The 24,299-nt window shown below is 53.0% G+C and carries 18 protein-coding genes and 12 pseudogenes; 25 read left to right on the top strand and 5 right to left on the bottom strand.

The window, feature by feature from the left end; genetic code table 11:
• The first annotated feature begins 10 nt into the window (after positions 1–10).
• Genes atpE through ACWWJF_RS09270 form a run of 7 tightly spaced genes read left to right on the top strand, consistent with a single transcriptional unit; the run spans position 11 to position 5,668 of the window.
• Positions 11–250: a F0F1 ATP synthase subunit C gene (atpE, locus tag ACWWJF_RS09240; RefSeq protein WP_455869270.1), complete on the top strand. Its 240-nt coding sequence runs from the start codon at positions 11–13 to the stop codon at positions 248–250.
• 60 nt (positions 251–310) lie between these two features.
• Complete coding sequence (gene atpF / locus ACWWJF_RS09245; protein WP_455869271.1) at positions 311–781, top strand: F0F1 ATP synthase subunit B; 471 nt, start codon at positions 311–313, stop codon at positions 779–781.
• Positions 782–795: 14 nt separating this feature from the next.
• Positions 796–1,329, top strand: coding sequence for a F0F1 ATP synthase subunit delta (gene atpH, locus ACWWJF_RS09250; RefSeq protein WP_455869272.1), 534 nt, complete (start codon positions 796–798; stop codon positions 1,327–1,329).
• 12 nt (positions 1,330–1,341) lie between these two features.
• Positions 1,342–2,883, top strand: a complete 1,542-nt coding sequence (gene atpA, locus ACWWJF_RS09255; protein WP_455869273.1) for a F0F1 ATP synthase subunit alpha — start codon at positions 1,342–1,344, stop codon at positions 2,881–2,883.
• 52 nt (positions 2,884–2,935) lie between these two features.
• On the top strand, positions 2,936–3,799 hold the full coding sequence (atpG, locus tag ACWWJF_RS09260; RefSeq protein ID WP_455869274.1) for a F0F1 ATP synthase subunit gamma: 864 nt from the start codon (positions 2,936–2,938) through the stop codon (positions 3,797–3,799).
• A gap of 47 nt (positions 3,800–3,846) precedes the next feature.
• Entirely contained in the window at positions 3,847–5,229 is a 1,383-nt protein-coding gene (gene atpD / locus ACWWJF_RS09265) for a F0F1 ATP synthase subunit beta (protein WP_455869275.1), read from the top strand.
• A gap of 19 nt (positions 5,230–5,248) precedes the next feature.
• Positions 5,249–5,668 (top strand): F0F1 ATP synthase subunit epsilon, encoded by a 420-nt coding sequence (locus ACWWJF_RS09270; protein WP_455869276.1) that lies wholly within the window; start codon positions 5,249–5,251, stop codon positions 5,666–5,668.
• Positions 5,669–5,955: 287 nt separating this feature from the next.
• Here the strand turns inward: ACWWJF_RS09270 and ACWWJF_RS09275 are convergent, their stop codons facing one another.
• Entirely contained in the window at positions 5,956–6,132 is a 177-nt protein-coding gene (locus ACWWJF_RS09275; RefSeq protein ID WP_455869277.1) for a hypothetical protein, read from the bottom strand.
• A 47-nt stretch (positions 6,133–6,179) separates the two neighbouring features.
• On the opposite strand from ACWWJF_RS09275, the gene ACWWJF_RS09280 reads away from it, so the two are divergent.
• The 5 genes and pseudogenes from ACWWJF_RS09280 (at position 6,180) to ACWWJF_RS09300 (ending at position 10,170) form a co-directional block, all read left to right on the top strand.
• Positions 6,180–7,348, top strand: a protein-coding gene (locus tag ACWWJF_RS09280; protein ID WP_455868400.1) for an IS3 family transposase whose coding sequence is annotated in 2 segments (ribosomal slippage) — positions 6,180–6,435 and positions 6,435–7,348 — 1,170 coding nt in all. Because the reading frame shifts where the segments join, the coding sequence is not laid out codon by codon here.
• Positions 7,349–7,356: 8 nt separating this feature from the next.
• Positions 7,357–7,773, top strand: a pseudogene (locus ACWWJF_RS09285) (IS4 family transposase); the annotation flags it as partial.
• A gap of 151 nt (positions 7,774–7,924) precedes the next feature.
• Positions 7,925–8,956 (top strand): annotated as a pseudogene (locus tag ACWWJF_RS09290) (IS630 family transposase).
• A gap of 16 nt (positions 8,957–8,972) precedes the next feature.
• A pseudogene (locus ACWWJF_RS09295) lies at positions 8,973–9,098 on the top strand (transposase); the annotation flags it as partial.
• 67 nt (positions 9,099–9,165) lie between these two features.
• Positions 9,166–10,170, top strand: a complete 1,005-nt coding sequence (locus ACWWJF_RS09300) for an IS110 family RNA-guided transposase (protein ID WP_455871012.1) — start codon at positions 9,166–9,168, stop codon at positions 10,168–10,170.
• Here ACWWJF_RS09300 and ACWWJF_RS09305 read toward each other — a convergent pair.
• The gene (locus ACWWJF_RS09305) at positions 10,117–10,356 is read right to left on the bottom strand and encodes a hypothetical protein (RefSeq protein WP_455869278.1); all 240 of its coding nucleotides are present in this window, start codon (positions 10,354–10,356) and stop codon (positions 10,117–10,119) included. The two genes, ACWWJF_RS09300 and ACWWJF_RS09305, sit on opposite strands and share 54 nt — an antisense overlap.
• A gap of 76 nt (positions 10,357–10,432) precedes the next feature.
• Here ACWWJF_RS09305 and ACWWJF_RS09310 point away from each other — a divergent pair.
• From ACWWJF_RS09310 to istB, 11 genes and pseudogenes are all read left to right on the top strand, one after another.
• Positions 10,433–11,152 (top strand): annotated as a pseudogene (locus ACWWJF_RS09310) (IS5 family transposase); the annotation flags it as partial.
• A 198-nt stretch (positions 11,153–11,350) separates the two neighbouring features.
• Complete coding sequence (glpG, locus tag ACWWJF_RS09315) at positions 11,351–12,178, top strand: rhomboid family intramembrane serine protease GlpG (RefSeq protein WP_455869279.1); 828 nt, start codon at positions 11,351–11,353, stop codon at positions 12,176–12,178.
• A 94-nt stretch (positions 12,179–12,272) separates the two neighbouring features.
• On the top strand, positions 12,273–13,031 hold the full coding sequence (locus ACWWJF_RS09320; protein WP_455869280.1) for a DeoR/GlpR family transcriptional regulator: 759 nt from the start codon (positions 12,273–12,275) through the stop codon (positions 13,029–13,031).
• Between the two features lie 43 nt (positions 13,032–13,074).
• Positions 13,075–13,428: pseudogene (locus tag ACWWJF_RS09325) on the top strand (maltodextrin phosphorylase); the annotation flags it as partial.
• Positions 13,429–13,599: 171 nt separating this feature from the next.
• Positions 13,600–13,857: pseudogene (locus ACWWJF_RS09330) on the top strand (glycogen/starch/alpha-glucan phosphorylase); the annotation flags it as partial.
• Between the two features lie 46 nt (positions 13,858–13,903).
• Positions 13,904–14,598, top strand: a protein-coding gene (locus tag ACWWJF_RS09335) for an IS1 family transposase (protein WP_455869281.1) whose coding sequence is annotated in 2 segments (ribosomal slippage) — positions 13,904–14,147 and positions 14,147–14,598 — 696 coding nt in all. Because the reading frame shifts where the segments join, the coding sequence is not laid out codon by codon here.
• A gap of 84 nt (positions 14,599–14,682) precedes the next feature.
• Positions 14,683–15,851, top strand: a protein-coding gene (locus ACWWJF_RS09340; protein WP_455869282.1) for an IS3 family transposase whose coding sequence is annotated in 2 segments (ribosomal slippage) — positions 14,683–14,938 and positions 14,938–15,851 — 1,170 coding nt in all. Because the reading frame shifts where the segments join, the coding sequence is not laid out codon by codon here.
• Positions 15,852–15,867: 16 nt separating this feature from the next.
• Positions 15,868–16,770: pseudogene (locus tag ACWWJF_RS09345) on the top strand (glycogen/starch/alpha-glucan phosphorylase); the annotation flags it as partial.
• A gap of 188 nt (positions 16,771–16,958) precedes the next feature.
• Positions 16,959–17,216, top strand: coding sequence for a hypothetical protein (locus ACWWJF_RS09350; RefSeq protein ID WP_455869283.1), 258 nt, complete (start codon positions 16,959–16,961; stop codon positions 17,214–17,216).
• Between the two features lie 126 nt (positions 17,217–17,342).
• Positions 17,343–18,667: pseudogene (gene istA / locus ACWWJF_RS09355) on the top strand (IS21 family transposase); the annotation flags it as partial.
• Between the two features lie 14 nt (positions 18,668–18,681).
• On the top strand, positions 18,682–19,437 hold the full coding sequence (gene istB / locus ACWWJF_RS09360; RefSeq protein ID WP_455868472.1) for an IS21-like element helper ATPase IstB: 756 nt from the start codon (positions 18,682–18,684) through the stop codon (positions 19,435–19,437).
• Between the two features lie 200 nt (positions 19,438–19,637).
• Here the strand turns inward: istB and ACWWJF_RS09365 are convergent.
• A pseudogene (locus tag ACWWJF_RS09365) lies at positions 19,638–20,120 on the bottom strand (integrase core domain-containing protein); the annotation flags it as partial.
• 72 nt (positions 20,121–20,192) lie between these two features.
• On the opposite strand from ACWWJF_RS09365, the pseudogene ACWWJF_RS09370 reads away from it, so the two are divergent.
• Positions 20,193–21,116: pseudogene (locus ACWWJF_RS09370) on the top strand (IS5 family transposase).
• Positions 21,117–21,161: 45 nt separating this feature from the next.
• On the opposite strand, the pseudogene ACWWJF_RS09375 reads toward ACWWJF_RS09370, so the two are convergent.
• A pseudogene (locus tag ACWWJF_RS09375) lies at positions 21,162–21,737 on the bottom strand (helix-turn-helix domain-containing protein); the annotation flags it as partial.
• Positions 21,738–21,839: 102 nt separating this feature from the next.
• Positions 21,840–22,757, bottom strand: a pseudogene (locus tag ACWWJF_RS09380) (IS4 family transposase); the annotation flags it as partial.
• Positions 22,758–22,881: 124 nt separating this feature from the next.
• Between ACWWJF_RS09380 and ACWWJF_RS09385 the strand changes: the two are divergent.
• Positions 22,882–24,213: an IS4 family transposase gene (locus ACWWJF_RS09385; RefSeq protein ID WP_455869284.1), complete on the top strand. Its 1,332-nt coding sequence runs from the start codon at positions 22,882–22,884 to the stop codon at positions 24,211–24,213.
• The last annotated feature ends 86 nt before the right edge of the window (positions 24,214–24,299 follow it).

Raw genomic sequence — 24,299 nt, forward strand, 5'->3', positions numbered from 1 at the left:
GGAGACTGTCATGGAAAACCTGAGTGTGGATCTGCTGTACATGGCTGCCGCGTTGATGATGGGTCTGGCGGCGATCGGTGCTGCGATCGGTATCGGCATTCTGGGTGGTAAATTCTTGGAAGGCGCGGCTCGCCAGCCTGACCTGATTCCTCTGCTGCGTACACAGTTCTTTATCGTTATGGGTCTGGTTGACGCCATCCCTATGATTGCTGTTGGTCTGGGCCTGTATGTGATGTTTGCGGTCGACTAACCCGGTATCGCCGGTTAGGTATTTAACATCAATTATTTAACTTAAAAGAGGCATTGTGCTGTGAATATTAATGCAACAATCCTCGGCCAAGCCATTGCGTTCGTCCTGTTTGTCTGGTTTTGCATGAAGTTTGTATGGCCGCCGTTAATGGCTGCCATCGAGAAGCGTCAGAAAGAGATTGCTGACGGTTTGGCTTCTGCGAAACGTGCCAAAAAAGATTTGAACTTAGCGCAGGCCAATGCCACCGATCAGCTGAAAAAAGCCAAAGCGGAAGCTCAGGTGATCGTCGAGCAAGCCAATAAACGCCGTGCTCAGATCCTGGATGAGGCCAAAGCGGAAGCAGAAGCTGAACGTAGCAAAATCGTGGCGCAGGCGCAGGCTGAAATTGAAGCCGAACGTAAACGTGCTCGTGAAGAGCTGCGTAAACAGGTTGCCATGCTGGCGATTTCCGGTGCCGAGAAGATTATTGAACGTTCCGTGGATGAAGCTGCTAACAGCGACATCGTTGATAAACTGGTCGCTGAACTGTAAGGAGGGAGGGGCCGATGTCTGAATTTGTCACGGTAGCTCGCCCCTACGCCAAAGCAGCTTTTGACTTTGCGGTTGAATATCAGGCCGTTGAACGCTGGCAGAACATGCTGGCGTTTGCCGCTGAAGTCACACGCAATGAACAGGTTGCCGCTCTGCTGTCTGGTGCTATGGCACCGAATCTGCTGGCGAGCACCTTCATTGACGTGTGTGGCGATCAGCTGGATGAGCCCGGCCAGAACCTGATTAAGGTGATGGCGGAAAATGGCCGTTTACTGGTGCTTCCTGAAGTTCTGGAACAGTTTGCGCAACTCCGCGCCGCGCAGGAGTCGACGGTTGACGTCGAAGTCACCTCCGCGAGCGCACTGAGTGAACAGCAGCTGGACAAGATTACTTCCGCCATGGAAAAACGCCTGTCACGCAAAGTGAAGCTGAATTGCAAAATTGATAAGTCTGTTGTCGCAGGCGTGGTTATCCGCGCGGGCGATATGGTGATAGATGGCAGCATTCGCGGCCGTCTGGAACGCCTCGCAGACGTCTTGCAGTCTTAAGGGGACTGGAGCATGCAACTGAATTCCACCGAAATCAGCGAACTGATCAAGCAGCGCATTGCTCAGTTCAATGTGGTGAGCGAAGCTCACAATGAAGGTACTATTGTTTCCGTCAGTGACGGGATCATTCGCGTACACGGCCTGGCCGATGTGATGCAGGGGGAGATGATCTCCCTGCCCGGCAACCGTTACGCTATCGCCCTGAACCTGGAGCGCGACTCTGTTGGTGCGGTGGTGATGGGTCCGTACGCTGACCTCGCCGAAGGCATGAAGGTCAAGTGTACCGGCCGTATTCTGGAAGTGCCAGTTGGCCGTGGCCTGCTGGGCCGCGTGGTGAACACCCTGGGTGCACCTATCGATGGCAAAGGCCCTGTTGAGAACGACGGGTTCTCTCCGGTAGAAGCGATCGCACCGGGCGTAATCGAACGTCAATCCGTTGATCAGCCGGTACAGACGGGCTACAAGTCCGTTGACGCGATGATCCCGATTGGTCGTGGTCAGCGTGAATTGATCATCGGCGACCGTCAGACGGGTAAAACCGCACTGGCTATCGACGCCATCATCAACCAGCGCGATTCTGGCATCAAGTGCGTATACGTTGCCATCGGCCAGAAAGCTTCCACTATCTCCAACGTGGTGCGTAAACTGGAAGAGCACGGCGCATTGGCCAACACCATTGTTGTGGTCGCAACGGCGTCTGAATCTGCCGCACTGCAATATCTGGCTCCGTATGCCGGCTGTGCGATGGGTGAATACTTCCGTGACCGCGGTGAAGATGCACTGATCATTTACGATGACTTGTCCAAACAGGCCGTCGCTTATCGTCAAATTTCCCTACTGCTCCGTCGTCCGCCAGGTCGTGAAGCTTACCCAGGTGACGTTTTCTACCTCCACTCCCGTTTGCTGGAGCGCGCGGCACGCGTTAACACCGATTACGTAGAAGCGTTTACCAAAGGTGAAGTTAAAGGGAAAACCGGTTCATTGACGGCGCTGCCGATCATCGAAACTCAGGCGGGTGACGTTTCCGCGTTTGTTCCGACCAACGTAATCTCGATTACCGATGGTCAGATCTTCCTGGAATCGAACCTGTTCAACGCCGGTATCCGTCCTGCGGTTAACCCAGGGATTTCCGTATCCCGCGTGGGTGGTGCAGCGCAGACCAAGATCATGAAGAAACTGTCCGGTGGTATTCGTACCGCACTGGCGCAGTATCGTGAACTGGCAGCGTTCTCCCAGTTCGCTTCGGATCTGGATGATGCAACGCGTAAGCAGCTGAATCATGGTCAGAAAGTAACTGAACTGCTGAAACAGAAACAGTATGCACCGATGTCGGTTGCGCAGCAGTCTCTGGTGCTGTTCGCCGCTGAACGTGGCTATCTGGCTGATGTTGAACTGGCGAAAGTAGGCAGCTTCGAAGCGGCGCTGTTGGCGTATGCCGACCGCGAACACGGCGATCTTCTGCAACAAATCGACCAGACTGGTGCTTATAACGATGAGATCGAGGGTAAGTTCAAAACTGTCCTTGATACCTTCAAGGCAACCCAGTCCTGGTAACGCCCGTAGGCCTGCCTGATGGCAGGCCTTCAGGCATTGAGGAGATGCAAAGATGGCCGGCGCAAAAGAGATACGTAGTAAGATCGCAAGCGTCCAGAACACGCAGAAGATCACTAAAGCGATGGAAATGGTCGCCGCTTCCAAAATGCGTAAATCGCAGGATCGTATGGCGGCCAGCCGTCCTTATGCAGAGACCATCCGCACGGTGATTGGTCACCTGGCGTTAGGGAATCTGGAATATAAACATCCGTACCTGGAAGAGCGTGACGTTAAGCGCGTCGGGTATTTGGTGGTGTCCACGGACCGTGGCCTGTGCGGTGGCTTGAACATTAACCTGTTCAAAAAACTGCTGGCAGACATGAAAACTTGGAGCGATAAAGGCGTGCAGAGCGATCTGGCGATGATCGGTTCCAAAGGGGTTTCGTTCTTCTGTTCTGTGGGCGGTAACGTTGTTGCTCAGGTTACCGGCATGGGGGATAACCCTAGCCTGTCCGAACTGATCGGGCCGGTAAAAGTGATGCTGCAAGCCTACGACGAAGGTCGTCTGGACAAGCTGTACATTGTGAGTAACAAGTTCATCAATACCATGTCTCAGGAACCCCAAGTGGTTCAGCTTCTGCCTCTGCCGCCCGCGGACGATGGCGAACTGAAGAAGAAATCCTGGGATTACCTGTATGAACCCGATCCTAAGTCGCTGCTGGATACCCTGTTGCTCCGCTATGTGGAGTCTCAGGTTTATCAGGGCGTCGTAGAAAACCTGGCCAGTGAACAGGCCGCTCGTATGGTTGCGATGAAAGCCGCAACGGATAACGGCGGTAGCCTGATCAAAGATTTGCAGTTGGTTTACAACAAGGCTCGTCAGGCCAGCATCACGCAGGAACTCACCGAGATCGTATCGGGAGCCTCCGCGGTTTAAACCAGGTTTACGAATTACGTATTGTCGAATTACGTAGAGGATTAAAGATGGCAACTGGAAAGATCATCCAGGTAATCGGCGCCGTGGTCGACGTCGAGTTCCCGCAAGATGCCGTACCTAACGTGTACGATGCGCTTGAGGTTGAAAACGGTGCTGAAAAACTGGTGCTGGAAACGCAGCAACAGTTGGGCGGCGGCGTTGTTCGTTGTATTGCAATGGGTTCTTCTGACGGTTTGCGTCGCGGGCTGAAAGTGAACAGCCTGGGCCATCCGATCGAAGTACCGGTAGGTAAAGCCACGCTGGGCCGTATGATGAACGTACTGGGCGAACCGGTCGACATGAAAGGTGAGATCGGCGAAGAAGAGCGTTGGGCGATTCACCGTCAGGCGCCGAGCTACGAAGAGCTCTCCAACTCCCAGGAACTGCTGGAAACGGGTATCAAGGTTATCGACCTGATGTGTCCGTTCGCCAAGGGCGGTAAAGTGGGCCTGTTCGGTGGTGCTGGTGTAGGTAAAACGGTAAACATGATGGAGCTGATCCGTAACATCGCGATCGAGCACTCCGGTTACTCCGTATTTGCCGGTGTAGGGGAACGTACCCGTGAAGGTAACGACTTCTACCACGAAATGACCGACTCCAACGTTATCGACAAAGTATCATTGGTTTACGGCCAGATGAACGAGCCGCCAGGCAACCGTCTGCGCGTAGCACTGACTGGCCTGACCATGGCGGAAAAATTCCGTGATGAAGGCCGTGACGTACTGCTGTTCGTCGATAACATCTACCGTTATACCTTGGCCGGTACGGAAGTATCCGCACTGCTGGGTCGTATGCCTTCTGCGGTAGGTTATCAGCCGACGCTGGCGGAAGAGATGGGCGTGCTGCAAGAACGTATCACCTCTACCAAAACCGGTTCTATCACATCTGTACAGGCCGTATACGTCCCTGCGGATGACTTGACTGACCCGTCGCCAGCCACCACCTTCGCCCACTTGGATGCGACCGTGGTACTGAGCCGTCAAATCGCGTCTCTGGGTATCTACCCGGCCGTTGACCCGCTGGACTCTACCAGCCGTCAATTGGATCCGCTGGTGGTTGGTCAGGAACACTATGACGTAGCGCGTGGCGTGCAGTCCATTCTGCAACGCTATCAGGAACTGAAGGATATCATCGCGATCCTGGGTATGGACGAGCTGTCTGAAGAAGACAAACTGGTCGTTGCCCGTGCGCGTAAAATCCAGCGCTTCCTGTCGCAGCCGTTCTTCGTGGCAGAAGTATTTACCGGTTCTCCGGGCAAATACGTGTCACTGAAAGACACCATCCGCGGCTTTAGAGGCATCATGGACGGTGAATACGATCATCTGCCGGAGCAGGCGTTCTACATGGTTGGCTCCATTGACGAAGCAGTGGAAAAAGCCAAGAAACTGTAACGTCTGTTAGGAGGTTGATATGGCTATGACTTACCATCTGGATGTCGTTAGCGCAGAACAGGAAATGTTCTCCGGCCTGGTGCAAAAGATCCAGGTGACGGGGAGTGAGGGCGAACTGGGTATCTACCCTGGCCACGCCCCACTGCTCACTGCCATTAAACCTGGTATGGTGCGTATCGTTAAGCAACACGGTGAAGAAGAGTATATCTATCTGTCCGGCGGCGTCCTTGAGGTGCAACCGAACTCCGTGACCGTGCTGTCCGATACCGCCATCCGTGGGCAGGACCTTGATGAAGTGCGCGCGCTGGAGTCCAAGTGTAAAGCGGAAGATCACATTCGCAATTCGCATGGCGATGTGGATTTCGCACAAGCTTCCGCAGAATTGTGGAAAGCGATTGCGAAGCTGCGTGTTATTGAGCTGACTAAAAAAGCGATGTAACTTGCGCATTCAGTAAAAAAGGCCGATCGCTAGATCGGCCTTTTTTTATAGACAAAAAATGGCGGGATTATTCCCGCCGTTCAAGCTGATGACAAAGTCACTTTGCCCCACGTTACCCTCGGCTCCACTCTCGTCATTCTCGGCGAAAGCCGGGGATCTCTGTGAGAATAAACGCGTTTAGCCTGTGACAGATTGCTGCCTGCGTGGAAATGACGATGGGAGTAAGGCCGTTTGTCAGCAACCTTGGCGGCGGGATAACCCGCAGCTTATTCGGGTTTTTCAGTCAATCATTTCTTTTTGAGGAAATCACCCAGTACCAGGTTACCTTTCGCATCGCGTGCGAAGGTTTCCGGCACTTTAACGGAGACAAAGTTCTTCACGGTTATCTCTTTTCCCTGAGCGTTAACAGAGCGACCGTCTTTGATAAAGAAGTTGCTGTGTAGTGGCACACTGATACTGGCCACCTGATCGGAGGTGATATGCTCACCTCATCAACACGACAGGTGACCTCATGGGTAAACATTTTACGGCGGAATTTAAGCTCGAAGCCGCAAAGCTGGTTGTCGACCACGGCTACACATACGTTAAGGCCGCAGAGGCGGTTAATGTCAGCCATTCTGCCATTAGTCGCTGGGTCAATAAGCTTCGCCTTGAACGACAGGGAAAAACGCCAACGGGACTTCCTCTTACCCCTGAACAGCTCGAGCTGCGTGAGATGAAGAAAAAAGTCCAATGCCTTGAAATGGAGAACGAAATCCTAAAAAAGGCTACGGCGCTCTTAATGTCGGACTCACTCAACGGTTCACGGTAGTCGACAGGCTGAGGGCGCGATACCCGGTCACGGCGTTGTGCCAAACTTTTGAGGTACATCGCAGCAGCTACAGGCACTGGCAGGCTTCCGCTAATGAACCCGACGGTGAGCGCGTGGTTAAGTGTAGTCGCGTCATGGAAGCCTGGAACGCCAGCGGCGGCTCTGCCGGCGCTCGAAGTATCGCGACCATCGTCACCGGCAGCTCCGGTGTCAAAATGGGGCGCTGGCTGGCTGGCAAGCTGATGAAGGAGCTGGGTATCGCCAGCTGCCAGCGACCGGCTCACAAATACAAACGCGGCGGCAATGAACACGTTGAAATACCGAACTATCTCAACCGCCAGTTCGCGGTTACCGCGCCGGATCAGGTCTGGTGCGGCGATGTGACCTACATCTGGACGGGCAAATGCTGGGCTTACCTTGCGGTGGTGCTAGACCTGTTCGCCCGCAAACCGGTGGGCTGGGCCATGTCGACGTCGCCGGACTCGGCGCTGACAGTTAAAGCGTTGCAGATGGCCTGGGAACTCCGGGGACAACCAACAGGAGTCATGTTCCACAGCGACCAGGGCAGCCACTATACCAGCCGTCAATACCGGCAAGCCCTGTGGCGCTGCCGGATAAAGCAGAGTATGAGTCGGCGGGGTAACTGCTGGGATAATGCGCCAATGGAGCGGTTCTTCCGCAGCCTGAAGACAGAATGGGTGCCGACAAAGGGTTACAACAGCTTCAGCGAAGCCCAGGACGCGATTATCCGCTACATCACGGGGTATTACAGCGCTATCCGGCCTCACTGGTATAACGGCGGCTTAACTCCAAACGAATCTGAGCGACTGTTCTACATACAGTCTAATGCGGTGGCCAATATTAGTTGACCACTACATATCGGGCTAGATGGGAAATCGAGATGTTCTTCAATGTGCTGAAGAACGGCTGCTGTGTCGAAGCGTTACAGTTATCGACCGTGGATCGCATTGAGCGGGCATTGGCGCTGTTCATGATCGTGGCATGGCGCATCGCCTATTTAATGCGTATGGGACGAACCTGTCCAGAGCTGGACGCAATGTTGTTCTTTGATTCCGACGAGACTCATGGAGCTTACCTACTGATGAACAAGCGTATGCCCAAGGGCCGCCCTAAGCTAAACGAAGTATTGCGCTTAGTTGCGCAACTGGGAGGCTTTCTTGCTCGAAAAGGCGACGGTGAACCAGGCGCAAAAACTATCAGGAAAGGCTTGCAGAAAGTCATGACGGCCGCCGAAACGCTACGCGTGCTCAGGCACGAACAGAGATGTGTATAACGAGGTGTCCTATAACAAGGCCCTCAAGCAGCGTGGTTCTCTAACCGTATGGCTAAATAACTGTTCCGAATAGTAGATCACCTGAAGGGAACTCAGTCCGAGTAGAGCGATCTGATCAATAAAGATCCCAAATCATCAACCGGACTGAGCGATGTCGAGCATAGCACCGATACCCCGTAACGAACGACGCCTGATGAAGAAAACTCTCCATAAAACGCGTGACAAGAATCACGCCCGCAGGCTGACCGCCATCCTGATGTTGCACCGGGGCGAGCGCGTGAGCGATGTCGCCAGAATGCTTTGCTGCGCCCGTTCGTCAATCGGCAGATGGATTAACTGGCTCACCCTGTACGGCATTGAAGGCCTCAAATCTCTGCGGCCCGGTCGTGGCCGTCGCTGGCCGTTTGAACAGATCTGCGCACTGTTAATCCAGCTCGTAAAGCGTTCCCCTCATGATTTTGGCTATCAGCGTTCGCGCTGGAGCACGGAACTGCTAGCGATAAAAATCAATGAGATAACCGGTTGCCAGTTGCATGCTTCCACGGTGCGCCGTTGGCGGCCTTCTGCCGGTCTGGTGTGGCGACGCGCAGCTCCTACGCTGCGTATCCGCGACCCGCATAAGGAAGAAAAAATGGAGGCCATCGCGATGGCGCTGGAACAATGCAGCGCGGAACATCCCGTCTTTTACGAAGACGAAGTGGATATTCATCTGAATCCCAAAATTGGCGCGGACTGGCAGGTTCGCGGGAAGCAGAAACGCATCGTGACGCCGGGCCAGAACGAGAAATATTATCTGGCGGGTGCATTACACAGCGGGACGGGAAAAGTCAGCGATGTTGGAGGAAACAGTAAAAGTTCGTGTTTGTTTATCAGTATGTTAGAGCATCTGAGAGCAACGTACAGACGGGCAAAAACGCTCACGCTGATAGTTGATAACTACATTATTCACAAAAGCCGGGAGACGCAGCGCTGGCTGGAAGAAAACCCGAAATTCAGGGTTATTTATCAGCCGGTGTACTCACCATGGGTAAATCATGTAGAGCGGTTATGGCAGGCGTTGCATGAAACCATTACCCGCAATCATCAATGCTGTTCAATGTGGCAGTGACTGAACAAGGTTCGCCGCTTCATGGAAACCGTCAGCCCGTTTCCCAGTGGAAAACATGGACAGGCAAAATTGTAGCGGTATTAGGAACAGCTATTTAGATGAATCAGCCATTGCTGCATGGACGGAAAAAACGACTACTGAACGGCGTGGACGACCGCTCCACTACTCAGATATGGCCATCACCACAGTCCTGATGATGAAACGCGTGTTTGGCCTAATGAGATGGTCACCCCCACCCTGTGAGCGGTACGCTGACAGGGTGTTTCTTTATGGAGAAGGCCATCATGCAAAACGTCACGCTTATTGGTATCGATCTCGGCAAACATTCTTTTCACATTCATTGTCAGGATAAATCAGGCAAGGCATTACTGCGGAAAAAGTTTACCCGCACCAAACTCATCGAGTTTCTGGCTACGTGTACACCTACTACCGTTGTAATGGAAGCCTGCGCCGGTGCCCATTTTATGGCTCGTCGGATCAGTGAGCTGGGGCATGAAGTAAAGTTGATCTCTCCGCAGTTTGTCCGCCCTTTTGTCAAGAGCAACAAGAACGATTTCGTTGATGCCGAAGCAATATGCGAAGCCGGATCACGCCCTTCCATGCGGTTTGTGCAGCCAAGAACTGAGGCTCAGCAGGCTATGCGAGCCTTGCATCGCGTCAGGGAGTCGTTGGTCAGAGACAACGTTAAAACGACTAACCAAATGCATGCTTTTTTACTGGAGTTTGGTATCAGCATGCCGAAAGGTATTGCGGTAATCAAAAGGCTTTCAGCTGTTCTGGCTGATAATGACTTGCCACCTTATCTGGCACAGTTGCTGCTTCGATTACACGATCATTACCAATATTTGGTTGGGCAGATAGCAGAGCTCGAAAAAGAACTTGGGCAGGCACTCTCTCTAGATGAAACTGGCCAGCATTTAATGACCATCCCTGGTGTTGGACCGATAACAGCCAGCGTTTTGTCATCACAGTTAGGCGATGGCAAGCAATATGAAAACAGTCGTAATTTTGCCGCTTCCACCGGTCTTGTACCCCGCCAATACAGTACTGGAGGGAAGAATACTCTGCTGGGTATTAGCAAGCGTGGAGATAAAAACCTTCGCCGATTGCTTGTTCAATGTGCGCGGGTATTTATCCTAAGAATTGACCATCAATCAGGGAGATTAGCTGATTGGGTAAGGTCTCAGTTGGGCAGGAAACATTCTTGCGTTGTGTGCTGTGCATTAGCAAATAAATTAGCTCGAATAGCTTGGGCAATAACGACACGAAATACCGTGTTTGAACAGTAATGCTGGTCTAACAGTCAGCAATTTAACGAAGTTACCCATCTGGTTTTGCGAAGACTGATTATTGATGACATGAACGGCCTGATGGCCTGATATAAAACCAAAAAATGAAAATGGCTCAATGAAGCCGATGGCCTTTTTAGGAATATCAGGTGCGAAACTCATCGTGGCGCGGGCATCCTTGGCCATAAAGACGCCGGATAGATTTAAGCAAGCCCACCATTAATCAAAGATCAGTGTTGCAAAAATGGGGGTGACCATAGATTCATTGAGGGCTTTACAGGGTTTTGTTGACTCGATTTTTAAACTGATTAAATTGTCGCTGCATTGTCCAGACTATTCGCTGCTCAGCAAGCGAGCAAAGACAGTGAAGATCAGCATAAAAACGCCAACCCGTGGTGAAATCTCACATCTGGTCATTGATGGAACCGGCCTGAAGGTCTTTGGCGAAGGCGAATGGAAAGTCCGGCAGCATGGTGCCGACAGACGCAGGGTGTGGCGTAAGCTGCATCTGGCAGTAGACAGTGCGACGCATGAGATTATCTGTGCGGATTTGTCGCTCAGTGGTACGACTGATGCCCAGGCTCTACCAGCACTGATAAACCAGACCCACCGGAAAATCAGAGAGGCATCGGCTGACGGCGCTTACGATACAGGTTACTGCCATGATGCTCTGCTGAGGAAGAAAATAAGGCCGCTTATCCCGCCGCGAAGGGGGGCGCAATATTGGCCGGACCACTACCACGAGCGTAACCACGCTGTTGCAAATCAGCGCCTGAGCGGCAGCAACGATACCTGGAAAAAGAAAGTGGGCTATCACCGACGCTCAGTGGCTGAAACGGCCATGTTCCGGTTCAAAACGCTTCTGGGTGGTCATCTAAGTCTGCGTGACTACGATGTTCAGGTGGGTGAAGCCATGGCGATGGTCAAAGCGCTTAACCGGATCACGCTATTAGGAATGCCGAACAGTATTCGCATCACGTAACAATCGACCTGGGGCACAGTCGTTACAAGTTCTGATTTATTCAACAAAGCCTGATGTATAACGAATTGCCAGCGCCAGCGATGTTCGTGGCGTGGGCGTCAGGGTAAACAGCCAGTTTATCAGAACAATATTTCAACCCTCTTAATAAAACGATGTGATATTTTTATGACAAATCAATTTGCTAACGGATAAACCACGATGGCAATTCGCCTAACAGCCTTATCTCAGCCACGCTTGGCACAGGCGTTTGTCGACTATATGCAAACGCAGAATATTCAACTGGAGTTACGCTTCTCTGGGCAGGAAGCGGAACTCTGGCTGGACGATGAGGCGCGGTTGACTGAAGTACAACAGTCGCTTGAGGTGTTCATTCAGGATCCGATGCATCCGCGTTATCAAGCGGCCAGTTGGCAGGCGGGATCAACCTCTTCATCCCTGCGCTATGCGCGTTTCTCTTATTTGCAGACGTTACAGCAGCGCGCCGGCCCGCTAACGCTGGGTGTGATGGTTACCTGCATTGTCGTTTATCTGTGGATGACGATATTCGGTAACGATCGTGCCATGATATGGCTTTCTTACCCAGACGCAGGACAACAAGGTCAGATATGGCGCTGGTTCAGCCACGCTTTCCTGCATTTCTCCTTGCTGCATATTTTGTTTAACCTGATGTGGTGGTGGTATCTCGGCGGGCCGGTAGAGAAAATTTTGGGGACGCGCAAGCTACTGACCTTGGCGCTGCTCTCTGCGGTTGCCAGCGGCTGGATACAATCATTCTTCAGCGGCATCTATTTCGGGGGCTTGTCCGGCGTGGTGTACGCCTTGATGGGCTACGTCTGGCTATACGGTGAACGCGTGCCGTCGGGCCCGTTGTTCATGCAGCGCGGATTGATGGCCTTCGCATTGTTGTGGTTGATTGCCGGATATTTCGATATTTTAGGTCTACGCATTGCTAATGCCGCGCACGTCGTGGGTCTGGTTATTGGGTTGGTGCTGGCTTTTTGGGATACGCAGCAGAAAAAAGCATGATCGCAACCCGGTAGCATTACGGGGTGAGCGTTGCCAGCAGCACAGAGAAGTCTCAACCAGAGGGTTGAGTGGAAATCTGTTTTAGGGGAACAACGTGAGACAAACACAGCGGCACGACGCCATCATTGAACTGGTGCGTCGGCAGGGATATGTCAGTACCGAAGAGTTGGTAGAACATTTTGCGGTCAGCCCGCAAACGATTCGCCAGGATCTTAACGATCTGGCGGAGCAGAACAAGATCCATCGCCACCACGGCGGTGCGGCACTGCCTTCCAGCTCGGTGAATACGGCTTACCACGATCGCAAGATGATGTGGTCAGATGAAAAAGCACGTATTGCACGTAAAGTCGCCAGCCAAATCCCGGATGGTGCTACGCTGTTTATAGATATCGGAACAACGCCAGAAGCGGTTGCCTATGCGCTGTTGCAACATAAGGATCTGCGGGTCGTCACCAACAACCTGAATGTGGCGACGCTGTTGATGGGAAAAGAGGATTGCAGGCTGATTCTGGCAGGCGGCGAAGTGCGCACCCGAGACTGCGGCATTATGGGTGAAGCGACGCTGGATTTCATTTCTCAGTTTCGTCTGGATTTTGGCATCCTCGGCATCAGCGGCATTGACATGGATGGCTCCTTGCTGGAGTTTGACTACCATGAAGTGCGCACCAAACGGGCAATTATCGAGAATTCTCGCTGCGTTATGCTGGTCACCGACCACTCCAAATTCGGTCGCAATGCGATGGTGAATCTGGGCAACATGGACCTGATCGACTATCTTTTTACCGATCAACTACCACCACCCAGCGTAATGAAAATCATTGAACAACATAAGGTGCAGTTGGAGTTGTGCTGAGCCAGACGTGCCTTTTTCTGATTGATAACAGGGGAGAGGTACGATGGGAAAGCTGTCATTCAACCACACGCTGTTTATTGCTGCATTGCACCGCCAACGACAACACTATGGCGTGGCGGCGCTGACCTGCCTCAGCGCCCAACAGCAGTGGCATGTTGTCAGTACTGCGCTGGCGGAGCAGCTTGCCGCTCACCCGATAATCCCTCCCGATTCGCCGCCAGGCCGTCATGTTAACTACCTCTCCATGGAATTTTTACCGGGTCGCCTCACCGGCAATAACCTGATTAACCTGGGATGGCACTCTGCCGTGGCAGCGGTGCTGGCAGAGCAGGGACTTAACCTCAGCGATGTGCTGGAAGACGAGACTGACCCGGCATTGGGTAACGGAGGGTTAGGGCCATATCGTTATACACATCTTTCTAACGCACTTTTTAATCAATGAGTTACGGGTTTATCTCAGAGTGGCATTTTGAACCTCAAAAAGCCAATGGGATGGCTTGAATGCCTTAATTCACGGGGTTCTGAGCATCCTGTTCAAAAAATGGCCAAAAGATGTGTATAACGATATGGGTTAGGGCGTCTGGCCTCCTGTTTTCTGGACGCGATGGCGACGGTGGGGCAACCGGCGATGGGCTACGGGCTGGACTATCAATACGGCCTGTTCCGCCAACGTTTCGAGGCCTGCCAGCAGCATGAGTATCCTGATGACTGGCAGCGCGATGCTTACCCTTGGGGATGACCTCAGCCTGAACTGAGCGTGAAGGTCGGTTTCGGTGGCGCTATCGAACAGCGCGATGGAGAGGTTGAAAAATGGGGTAATTCCTTCAAATAGTTGGCTTTTGTGATATTCTGCCGCTATTTGAGGTTTCCACGTGGTTACTGTTTTTGTTCATTGCCCTCGCTGCCATTCAGATAAAGTTTATCGACATGGCCTTAGTCCAACTAAGCGCGAACGCTTCCGGTGTCAGTGCTGTCGCCGTGTATTCCAGCTTACCTACCGCTATGAAGCGCGAAAGCCGGGAGTCAAAGAGCAGATCGTTGATATGGCCTTCAACGGTGCCGGTGTTCGCGATACCGCCAGAACGTTGAAAATCGGCATCAATACGGTCATCCGGGCTTTAAAAAGCTCTCGCCCCGCAGGATAACGTCTTCTCCCGTTGCTCGCGCCGACGTCGCCCTTATCTGTGAACTTGATGAGCAATGGAGCTTCGTTGGCAGTCAGGCGCTACAGCACTGGCTCTGGTACGCTTACAATACCAAAACGGGCGGTGTTCTGGCCTACACTTTTGGCCCCCGAACCGATGAGACCTGCCGTGAATTGCTGGCTCTGTTGACACCGTTCAACATCGGCATGATTACCAGTGACAACTGGGGCAGCTATGCAAGAGAGGTTCCGAAGCAGAAACATCTGACTGGCAAGATCTTCACGCAACGCATAGAGCGCAATAACCTGACGCTCCGTACCCGCATTAAACGACTGGCGCGTAAAACGATTTGCTTCTCGCGCTCCGTCGAGATCCACGAAAAAGTCATCGGAGCCTTCATCGAAAAACACATGTTCTACTAATTGGAGTCATTTGTAGTGGCACACTGATACTGGCCACCTGATCGGAGGTGATATGCTCACCTCATCAACACGACAGGTGACCTCATGGGTAAACATTTTACGGCGGAATTTAAGCTCGAAGCCGCAAAGCTGGTTGTCGACCACGGCTACACATACGTTAAGGCCGCAGAGGCGGTTAATGTCAGCCATTCTGCCATTAGTCGCTGGGTCAATAAGCTTCGCCTTGAACGACAGGGAAAAACGCCAACGGGACTTCCTCTTACCCCTGAACAGCTCGAGCTGCGTGAGATGAAGAAAAAAGTCCAATGCCTTGAAATGGAGAACGAAATCCTAAAAAAGGCTACGGCGCTCTTAATGTCGGACTCACTCAACGGTTCACGGTAGTCGACAGGCTGAGGGCGCGATACCCGGTCACGGCGTTGTGCCAAACTTTTGAGGTACATCGCAGCAGCTACAGGCACTGGCAGGCTTCCGCTAATGAACCCGACGGTGAGCGCGTGGTTAAGTGTAGCCGCGTCATGGAAGCCTGGAACGCCAGCGGCGGCTCTGCCGGCGCTCGAAGTATCGCGACCATCGTCACCGGCAGCTCCGGTGTCAAAATGGGGCGCTGGCTGGCTGGCAAGCTGATGAAGGAGCTGGGTATCGCCAGCTGCCAGCGAACGGCTCACAAATACAAACGCGGCGGCAATGAACACGTTGAAATACCGAACTATCTCAACCGCCAGTTCGCGGTTACCGCGCCGGATCAGGTCTGGTGCGGCGATGTGACCTACATCTGGACGGGCAAATGCTGGGCTTACCTTGCGGTGGTGCTAGATCTGTTCGCCCGCAAACCGGTGGGCTGGGCCATGTCGACGTCGCCGGACTCGGCGCTGACAGTTAAAGCGTTGCAGATGGCCTGGGAACTCCGGGGACAACCAACAGGAGTCATGTTCCACAGCGACCAGGGCAGCCACTATACCAGCCGTCAATACCGGCAAGCCCTGTGGCGCTGCCGGATAAAGCAGAGTATGAGTCGGCGGGGTAACTGCTGGGATAATGCGCCAATGGAGCGGTTCTTCCGCAGCCTGAAGACAGAATGGGTGCCGACAAAGGGTTACAACAGCTTCAGCGAAGCCCAGGACGCGATTATCCGCTACATCACGGGGTATTACAGCGCTATCCGGCCTCACTGGTATAACGGCGGCTTAACTCCAAACGAATCTGAGCGACTGTTCTACATACAGTCTAATGCGGTGGCCAATATTAGTTGACCACTACAATTACCAAAAATGGCAACCCGCCTTTTATTTTTGCGGTGAGGCGCGCGATGTGCCGGTGCTGGGCTATCAAAATGGCGTGGTACAGGCGTTGCGGCTCTGGCACTCTACCGCAGAAACCCCTTTTGATCTCACAGCATTCAACGCCGGACGCTATATGGACGCGGAGCGCGCCGGTGTGTCAGCGGCGAGCCTGACGAAAGTGCTTTATCCGAATGACAACCATGCCGCCGGTCGGCGTCTGCGCCTGATGCAGCAATATTTTCAGTGTGCCTGCGCCGTCGCGGACATTGTGCGGAGACATCTTCAGGCTGGGCGGACGTTGTCAGCGCTGCCAGAGTGGGAGGTGATTCAACTCAATGACACGCACCCGACGCTGGCTATTTCGGAATTGTTGCGCGTGTTACTGGATGAGCATCATCTGGATTGGAACGAGGCGTGGGGTATCACCCAACGTATGTTTGCCTATACCAACCATACGTTGATGCCAGAAGCGCTTGAGCGCTGGCATGATGGCTTGTTCCATCGCCTTCTGCCCCGCCATTTTGATCTTATCAACACCATTGATACACACTTCAAAGCGCAGGTGGAACAACAGTGGGGAGCACAGGCAAAGCATATCTGGCCGCGTGTTGCCATTCGCTATCAGCATCAGGTGCGCATGGCAAACCTGTGCGTGGTGGCCTGCTTTGCCGTTAACGGGGTGGCAGCACTGCATTCGCGTCTGGTTGTGAGCGATCTTTTTCCAGAATACCACCAACTTTGGCCGCAAAAATTTCATAACGTGACGAATGGCATTACGCCACGCCGCTGGCTAAAGCAGTGTAATCCGGAGCTGTCGGCACTGCTGGATGAAACGGTTGGCACGGCCTGGGCCACGGATTTACCCGTCTTGCGTGCGCTCGAACCTTACGTGCATATTCGCATCGTGATCGATCAGTGATTCGCATGACAATCGATCACGATTTCGCATCTAAGGTCGATCACTGATTCGCGTCGTATCGATCACTCCGGGACTTAACTCTTCTAACCTCCTCTCCGTTCGCAGTTTCTACTGAAATGGAGATAACGATGGCCAGAAAGAGAAAAAGCAGGAGTCCCATGGAGACTTGTCTTCAGATCTTCAAACTCAAATTTGAGTGCAACCAGTCTAATCGCACCATCGCCGCTGCTCTTAGGGTCAGCCCTTCCACAGTTTATGAGGTGCTCTCCCGTTTTACCGCCGCATCGCTGTCGTGGCCATTGCCTGATGCGCTCTTGCCAGAAAAACTGGAAAAGATGCTGTTCCCCACCCGCAGAATGCGCACCTCGGAGCCATATCGTTATACACATCTTTCTAACGCACTGTTTAATCAATGAGTTACGGGTTTATCTCAGAGTGGCATTTTGAACCTCAAAAAGCCAATGGGATGGCTTGAATGCCTTAATTCACGGGGTTCTGAGCATCCTGTTCAAAAAATGGCCAAAAGATGTGTATAACGATATGCCTCGGAGCTTATCGCGCCAGACTGGCTGTATATCGATACCGAGCTAAGACGGCCAGGGGTTACCAGGCAGCTGTTGTGGATAGAATACAGCACCGAAACCGGAGAAATGGCGCTGGGCTACTCTCAGTTCTGCCGTTGTTATCGCCAATGGAAGAAATGCCAGAAACGCTCGATGCGCCAGACCCACCGTGCCGGTGAGAAGCTGTTCATCGACTTCTGCGGGCCCACGGTGCCGGTATCCGACCCCGATACGGGAAATGTGCGCCGGGTCGCCATCTTCGTCGCTGTCATGGGAGCGTCAAATTATACCTATGCAGAAGCCTGCCCCGGTCAGGACATGATGAGCTGGCTGAATGCTAACAGCCACTGCCTGACCTTCCTCGGCGGCGTTCCAGCCCTGCTGGTACCCGATAATCTGCGTAGCGCGGTGAGCAAAGCAGATCGCTACGAGCCGGTCATCAACGACAGCTATCAGTCTTTGGCCTCGCATTACAGCACGGTAGTGATGCCAGCCAGACCCTACAAACCGAAAGACAAGGCCAAAGTGGAAAACGGCGTCCTGCTGGTCGAAAGGTGGCTCCTGGCGCGAATACGCAATGAAACCTTCCATACGATGCATGCGCTCAACGTCAGGCTCAGTGAGCTGATGACCGAGCTGAATAACCGGCCAATGAAAGGTTATGGGGCCAGAGCCGAGCGCAGCGCTTTGCGCTGCTCGATGCGCCGTGCCTGCAGCCGTTGCCAGCCATGCCCTATGAATACACCGAATACCGTGCGGTGAAGGTCGCTCCTGACTATCACGTTGAATACGACCGCCACTGGTACTCCGTTCCCCATGAGCTGGTTGGTGAAAGGCTGTCGGTAAAAGCGGGTCAGACGTTGGTCCAGGTCTGGCATAAGGGCCGCTGCGTGGCTCAGCACCCTCGCAGCGATCGGCAGTACAGCCACAGCACGAATCCGGCACACATGCCGGTCAATCACCGCGGGCACAGCAGCTGGACACCTGAAAAGCTGCTGGATAATGCCGCGAGAACCGGCAAGGCGACCCGGCAGGTGGTGGAAGCGATGCTAAACGCGAAGAATCATCCTGAGCAGGCTTATCGGGCTGTTCTCGGCCTACTGTCGCTCCAGAAAAAATACGGTGCCGAACGGCTGGAAAAAGCCTGTGACAAGGCCTGCGGGCTGAACCATCCGGAAAGGCGTTTTATCGAGAATCTGCTGCGTCACAACAGGGAGGGCATCGGAGAAACAGTTAAAGGAAATAGAGAGTTACAGCTTCCACTGGAGCACGAGAATCTGCGTGGTCCAAAATATTACCACTGAAAAAGGGAGTCGTTATGACTGATGACCTGCTAACCAAACTTAGAACGCTGAAGCTGTCGGCAATGGCCGATGGCATGATACGCCAGCGTGAGGCACCTGGTACATACAATGAGCTGGGGTTCGCAGAACGCCTGGGGTTACTTGTCGAAGAAGAGCTACTGAATCGTGAAAACAGCCGTGTTGGGCGGTTGAGAAAGCAGGCACGGTTGCGCCACGGTGCAACCCCTGAGGGTATGTACTATCCGGTCTCCCGAGGGTTAAAGGCCGAACAGATGCGCGAGCTTCTGAACGGGCATTACATCACCCACAGCAAGAATATCCTGATAACAGGGCCAACTGGCAGCGGAAAAAGCTGGGTAGGTTGTGCCCTGGGCGAGCAGGCGTGCCGGCAAAAGAGAAGCGTTCAATACTGGCGCATGGGTCGGCTGCTGGATCAGCTTGAGCAGGGCCGACTGGACGGCAGCTGGCTTAAACAACTGAAACAGCTTCAAAAAATAGAGTTTCTTATCTTGGACGACCTTGGTCTTGAAGTTATCACAACGCGGCAATGCAATGACTTGCTGGAAATAACGGAAGAGCGATATGGGCAAACCAGCACGATCCTTATCAGCCAGTTGCCGGTGGAGCAATGGTACGGAGTGATGGAAAACCCGACGGCGGCAGATGCCTTCCTGGATCGGCTGATCCACAACTCTCACAGAGTGGAGCTTCAGGGAGAATCATTAAGGAAAAATAGCCTGGCAGTGGAAAGCGCAGAAGAAACACGCTAAAACGATAAAAAAGTTAGGTTCCCGGGTGATCGATTACGATGCGAATACGCACCATGCCACGATCATGAACAGCGCCAATGCCCGCTCAATGCGATCCACGGTCGATAACTGTAACGCTTCGACACAGCAGCCGTTCTTCAGCTGTATTAGCTCAGACCTGATCTGACAGTTACCGGTTATTTATACAGGTGTCTGTCAGATTAAATCTGGTTCAGATTTTTTTCTGCCCAGACTCGTTTACCATCAAGTAACGTGGCCATTGGCGTACGCCCGCAGCACATTTTACCCTGATGAGTTCGCTCATTATTGTAATGCCACAACCAGTTGTCCAGATCCTTTTGTAGACTTTCTAGGTCCTCGTATAACGTCTTACGGAACGCAACCTGATAAAAATCCTGCAAAATAGTTTTATGGAAGCGCTCGCAGATACCGTTTGTCTGCGGAGACATCGCTTTCGTTTTCGTATGGTCTATATCGTTGATAGCCAAGTACAGCTGATAGTCATGTTGTTCCACTTTACCGCAGTACTCCGTCCCCCTGTCCGTCAGTATTCTTAGCATTGGCAGCCCCTGAGCTTCGTAGAACGGCAGCACGCGATCATTGAGCAGGTCGGCGGCAGAGATCGGTGCTTTACTCGTGTAAAGCTTGCAGTGCGCCACTTTCGAGTACGTATCCACGAAGGCTTTGTTGAATAAATAGAAAGTTTGGTTAATCATCGGATCAGATCACCATAGTTGTTTCAACATCAGGTCTCCATGGCAAAACAAAATTTTAAAATCACTAACTGGCCCTCCTATAACAATGCCCTCAAGCAGCGCGGTTCTCTAACCGTATGGCTAGATGAATCAGCCATTGCTGCATGGACGGAAAAAACGACTACTGAACGGCGTGGACGACCGCTCCACTACTCAGATATGGCCATCACCACAGTCCTGATGATGAAACGCGTGTTTGGCCTTTCATTGAGGGCTTTACAGGGTTTTGTTGACTCGATTTTTAAACTGATTAAATTGTCGCTGCATTGTCCAGACTATTCGCTGCTCAGCAAGCGAGCAAAGACAGTGAAGATCAGCATAAAAACGCCAACCCGTGGTGAAATCTCACATCTGGTCATTGATGGAACCGGCCTGAAGGTCTTTGGCGAAGGCGAATGGAAAGTCCGGCAGCATGGTGCCGACAGACGCAGGGTGTGGCGTAAGCTGCATCTGGCAGTAGACAGTGCGACGCATGAGATTATCTGTGCGGATTTGTCGCTCAGTGGTACGACTGATGCCCAGGCTCTACCGGCACTGATAAACCAGACCCACCGGAAAATCAGAGAGGCATAGGCTGACGGCGCTTACGATACAGGTTACTGCCATGATGCTCTGCTGAGGAAGAAAATAAGGCCGCTTATCCCGCCGCGAAGGGGGGCGCAATATTGGCCGGACCACTACCACGAGCGTAACCACGCTGTTGCAAATCAGCGCCTGAGCGGCAGCAACGATACCTGGAAAAAGAAAGTGGGCTATCACCGACGCTCAGTGGCTGAAACGGCCATGTTCCGGTTCAAAACGCTTCTGGGTGGTCATCTAAGTCTGCGTGACTACGATGCTCAGGTGGGTGAAGCCATGGCGATGGTCAAAGCGCTTAACCGGATCACGCTATTAGGAATGCCGAACAGTATTCGCATCACGTAACAATCGACCTGGGGCACAGTCGTTACAAGTTCTGATTTATTCAACAAAGCCATCCACGAACGTCTGCTGGTAGATACGGCCAACACCTTTCAGATTACCCACGTAGAAGGTGTCCTGCGACCCCAGATAACCCGGGTGAGCAGTCTCTATTTCACCACAGGCTTCGTCGTCGTGCGCCTTCTTCTCCAGTGCAGCGATTTGAGCATCAGTAAGTACAATGCCTTCTCTGGCAACTTTTTCCTCAAGTGCCTTCAGGCGCTTACGAAAGTTTTCCAGATCGTGTCGTTGCCAGATGGAGCGCACACCGCTGCCAGAAATGAAGACGCCTTTTTTACGCAGCTCATTACTGGTCCGGTGCTGGCCATGAGCCGGGAACTCAATGGCGTAATCAACAACCGCACGTTCAGTGGCTTCATCAGCACGGTTTTTCAGGTTGGGAACCCGGCGGTTTTGGTTAACCAGAGCGTCAATGCCGCCTTCTGCCGCCAGTTCCTGATAGCGATAAAACGTGTCGCGTGACACCCCCATGATTTTACAGGCTTTTGATACGTTACCGAGTTCTTCGGCGAGATTGAGCAGGCCGGCTTTGTGTTTGATGATGGGATTGTTAGTATGAAGCATGAGAGTTACCTCGTGTTTTGTATAAGGATTCGACACCCATATCAAAACCGGTAACTCTCAACCTTTCAAGGTCCAGTGTCAGATCAAGTCGCGACTAATACACTTCAGCACATTGAAGAACATCTCGATTTCCCATCTAGCCCGATACCAGTCGATCAGCTCCACGATATCTTCTCGTCCTTCAGGTACGCGATTGCTCAGCAACCACCACTCGACCGGCTTCACGCCTGCTGGCGGCTCAATTTCCTTGGCTATCACACAAGTCACTGCCAACCCGCAACGCAGCGACACTCGCTTCACGCGCAGCGCCTGTTTCACCGTACGCGCCTTCTGCCCCGCGCGAGCCGCCATAACGAATTGGATTTCTCCCACCGGCACGGTCTTTCCAACCTTCTGCCAAAGCTTCTCATTACAGTCCAGACTGCGATTATGAGTTGAGCGGATCAACCAGTCAGCCGGAGTGCCAAGGTCATCAGCGAGCTGCATCAACGCCTTGATATCCGCTTCGCGATCGGCTAAGTACACCAGACGTGTGTTTGGCAACTCCGAGGCGAGTTCAGCAACTCGCTCGTATCCCTCGAGCCAGCGCGTACTCTCCTTGATCCCATCGCGTTTTCCGTCTGCATCCTTCGGCTCTCTTGCCCACATCCACGCATCCAGTACGCCCAACCCCACGCGATCCGGACTGACCGCGTAGGTCGGATGCAGGTACAGACCACGCCTGGCTTCGTAGTTCAAGGGACCCAAGCCTTGGATTTGCTGCCCGTTGAAGTCAAGCTCGGTAGTGTCTTGGATACACAGCACAACCTCGTGTTCTCGGATCCTTTCCTGCGTACGCTGCCAGTGAGGTTGCAGAATGTCTCGCCATTCGAATGCTTGGTTCTCCATGAAGCGGTAAGCACCCAGCGTCTCAGACCATCCGAGGCACGCATGCGGAATGCTGGCTTGCGGATTCTCAGCCAGCCGTATCAAAAGCCCTTTGGCACGCTTATTGAGCCTCGTGTCACCAAGATTTACCCCACCTCGTTATACACAAGTCCGCAACGCCTTATATGCCAAGGGTTAGCGGGCTGAAATAGGCAGCCAGTGGGGTTGTAAATGAAGTGAAACCGACGTGTACTATCGCCATTTACGGCGCTGAAAAATGACACGGGATTCAGATGGCTGGGCACACCAAGAACTGGAAGGGGTAAATCTTGGTGACACGAGGCTCAATAAGCGTGCCAAAGGGCTTTTGATACGGCTGGCTGAGAATCCGCAAGCCAGCATTCCGCATGCGTGCCTCGGATGGTCTGAGACGCTGGGTGCTTACCGCTTCATGGAGAACCAAGCATTCGAATGGCGAGACATTCTGCAACCTCACTGGCAGCGTACGCAGGAAAGGATCCGAGAACACGAGGTTGTGCTGTGTATCCAAGACACTACCGAGCTTGACTTCAACGGGCAGCAAATCCAAGGCTTGGGTCCCTTGAACTACGAAGCCAGGCGTGGTCTGTACCTGCATCCGACCTACGCGGTCAGTCCGGATCGCGTGGGGTTGGGCGTACTGGATGCGTGGATGTGGGCAAGAGAGCCGAAGGATGCAGACGGAAAACGCGATGGGATCAAGGAGAGTACGCGCTGGCTCGAGGGATACGAGCGAGTTGCTGAACTCGCCTCGGAGTTGCCAAACACACGTCTGGTGTACTTAGCCGATCGCGAAGCGGATATCAAGGCGTTGATGCAGCTCGCTGATGACCTTGGCACTCCGGCTGACTGGTTGATCCGCTCAACTCATAATCGCAGTCTGGACTGTAATGAGAAGCTTTGGCAGAAGGTTGGAAAGACCGTGCCGGTGGGAGAAATCCAATTCGTTATGGCGGCTCGCGCGGGGCAGAAGGCGCGTACGGTGAAACAGGCGCTGCGCGTGAAGCGAGTGTCGCTGCGTTGCGGGTTGGCAGTGACTTGTGTGATAGCCAAGGAAATTGAGCCGCCAGCAGGCGTGAAGCCGGTCGAGTGGTGGTTGCTGAGCAATCGCGTACCTGAAGGACGAGAAGATATCGTGGAGCTGATCGACTGGTATCGGGCTAGATGGGAAATCGAGATGTTCTTCAATGTGCTGAAGAACGGCTGCTGTGTCGAAGCGTTACAGTTATCGACCGTGGATCGCATTGAGCGGGCATTGGCGCTGTTCATGATCGTGGCATGGCGCATCGCCTATTTAATGCGTATGGGACGAACCTGTCCAGAGCTAGACGCAATGTTGTTCTTTGATTCCGACGAGACTCATGGCGCTTACCTACTGATGAACAAGCGTATGCCCAAGGGCCGCCCTAAGCTAAACGAAGTATTGCGCTTAGTTGCGCAACTCGGAGGCTTTCTTGCTCGAAAAGGCGACGGTGAACCAGGCGCAAAAACTATCTGGAAAGGCTTGCAGAAAGTCATGACGGCCGCCGAAACGCTACGCGCGCTCAGGCACGAACAGAGATGTGTATAACGAGGTGGATTTACCCCTTCCAGTTCTTGGTGTGCCCAGCCATCTGAATCCCGTGTCATTTTTCAGCGCCGTAAATGGCGATAGTA

Source organism: Symbiopectobacterium sp. Eva_TO (assembly GCF_053848865.1).

Bases quoted from the DNA above. Each gene is read 5' to 3' on its own strand.
- atpE (WP_455869270.1), top strand. From the start codon at position 11: ATGGAAAACCTGAGTGTGGATCTGCTGTACATGGCTGCCGCGTTGATG.
- atpH (WP_455869272.1), top strand. From the start codon at position 796: ATGTCTGAATTTGTCACGGTAGCTCGCCCCTACGCCAAAGCAGCTTTT.
- atpA (WP_455869273.1), top strand. From the start codon at position 1,342: ATGCAACTGAATTCCACCGAAATCAGCGAACTGATCAAGCAGCGCATT.
- atpG (WP_455869274.1), top strand. From the start codon at position 2,936: ATGGCCGGCGCAAAAGAGATACGTAGTAAGATCGCAAGCGTCCAGAAC.
- atpD (WP_455869275.1), top strand. From the start codon at position 3,847: ATGGCAACTGGAAAGATCATCCAGGTAATCGGCGCCGTGGTCGACGTC.
- ACWWJF_RS09270 (WP_455869276.1), top strand. From the start codon at position 5,249: ATGGCTATGACTTACCATCTGGATGTCGTTAGCGCAGAACAGGAAATG.
- ACWWJF_RS09300 (WP_455871012.1), top strand. From the start codon at position 9,166: ATGCAAAACGTCACGCTTATTGGTATCGATCTCGGCAAACATTCTTTT.
- ACWWJF_RS09305 (WP_455869278.1), bottom strand. From the start codon at position 10,356: ATGGCCAAGGATGCCCGCGCCACGATGAGTTTCGCACCTGATATTCCT.
- glpG (WP_455869279.1), top strand. From the start codon at position 11,351: ATGGCAATTCGCCTAACAGCCTTATCTCAGCCACGCTTGGCACAGGCG.
- ACWWJF_RS09350 (WP_455869283.1), top strand. From the start codon at position 16,959: ATGGAGACTTGTCTTCAGATCTTCAAACTCAAATTTGAGTGCAACCAG.
- istB (WP_455868472.1), top strand. From the start codon at position 18,682: ATGACTGATGACCTGCTAACCAAACTTAGAACGCTGAAGCTGTCGGCA.
- ACWWJF_RS09385 (WP_455869284.1), top strand. From the start codon at position 22,882: ATGACACGGGATTCAGATGGCTGGGCACACCAAGAACTGGAAGGGGTA.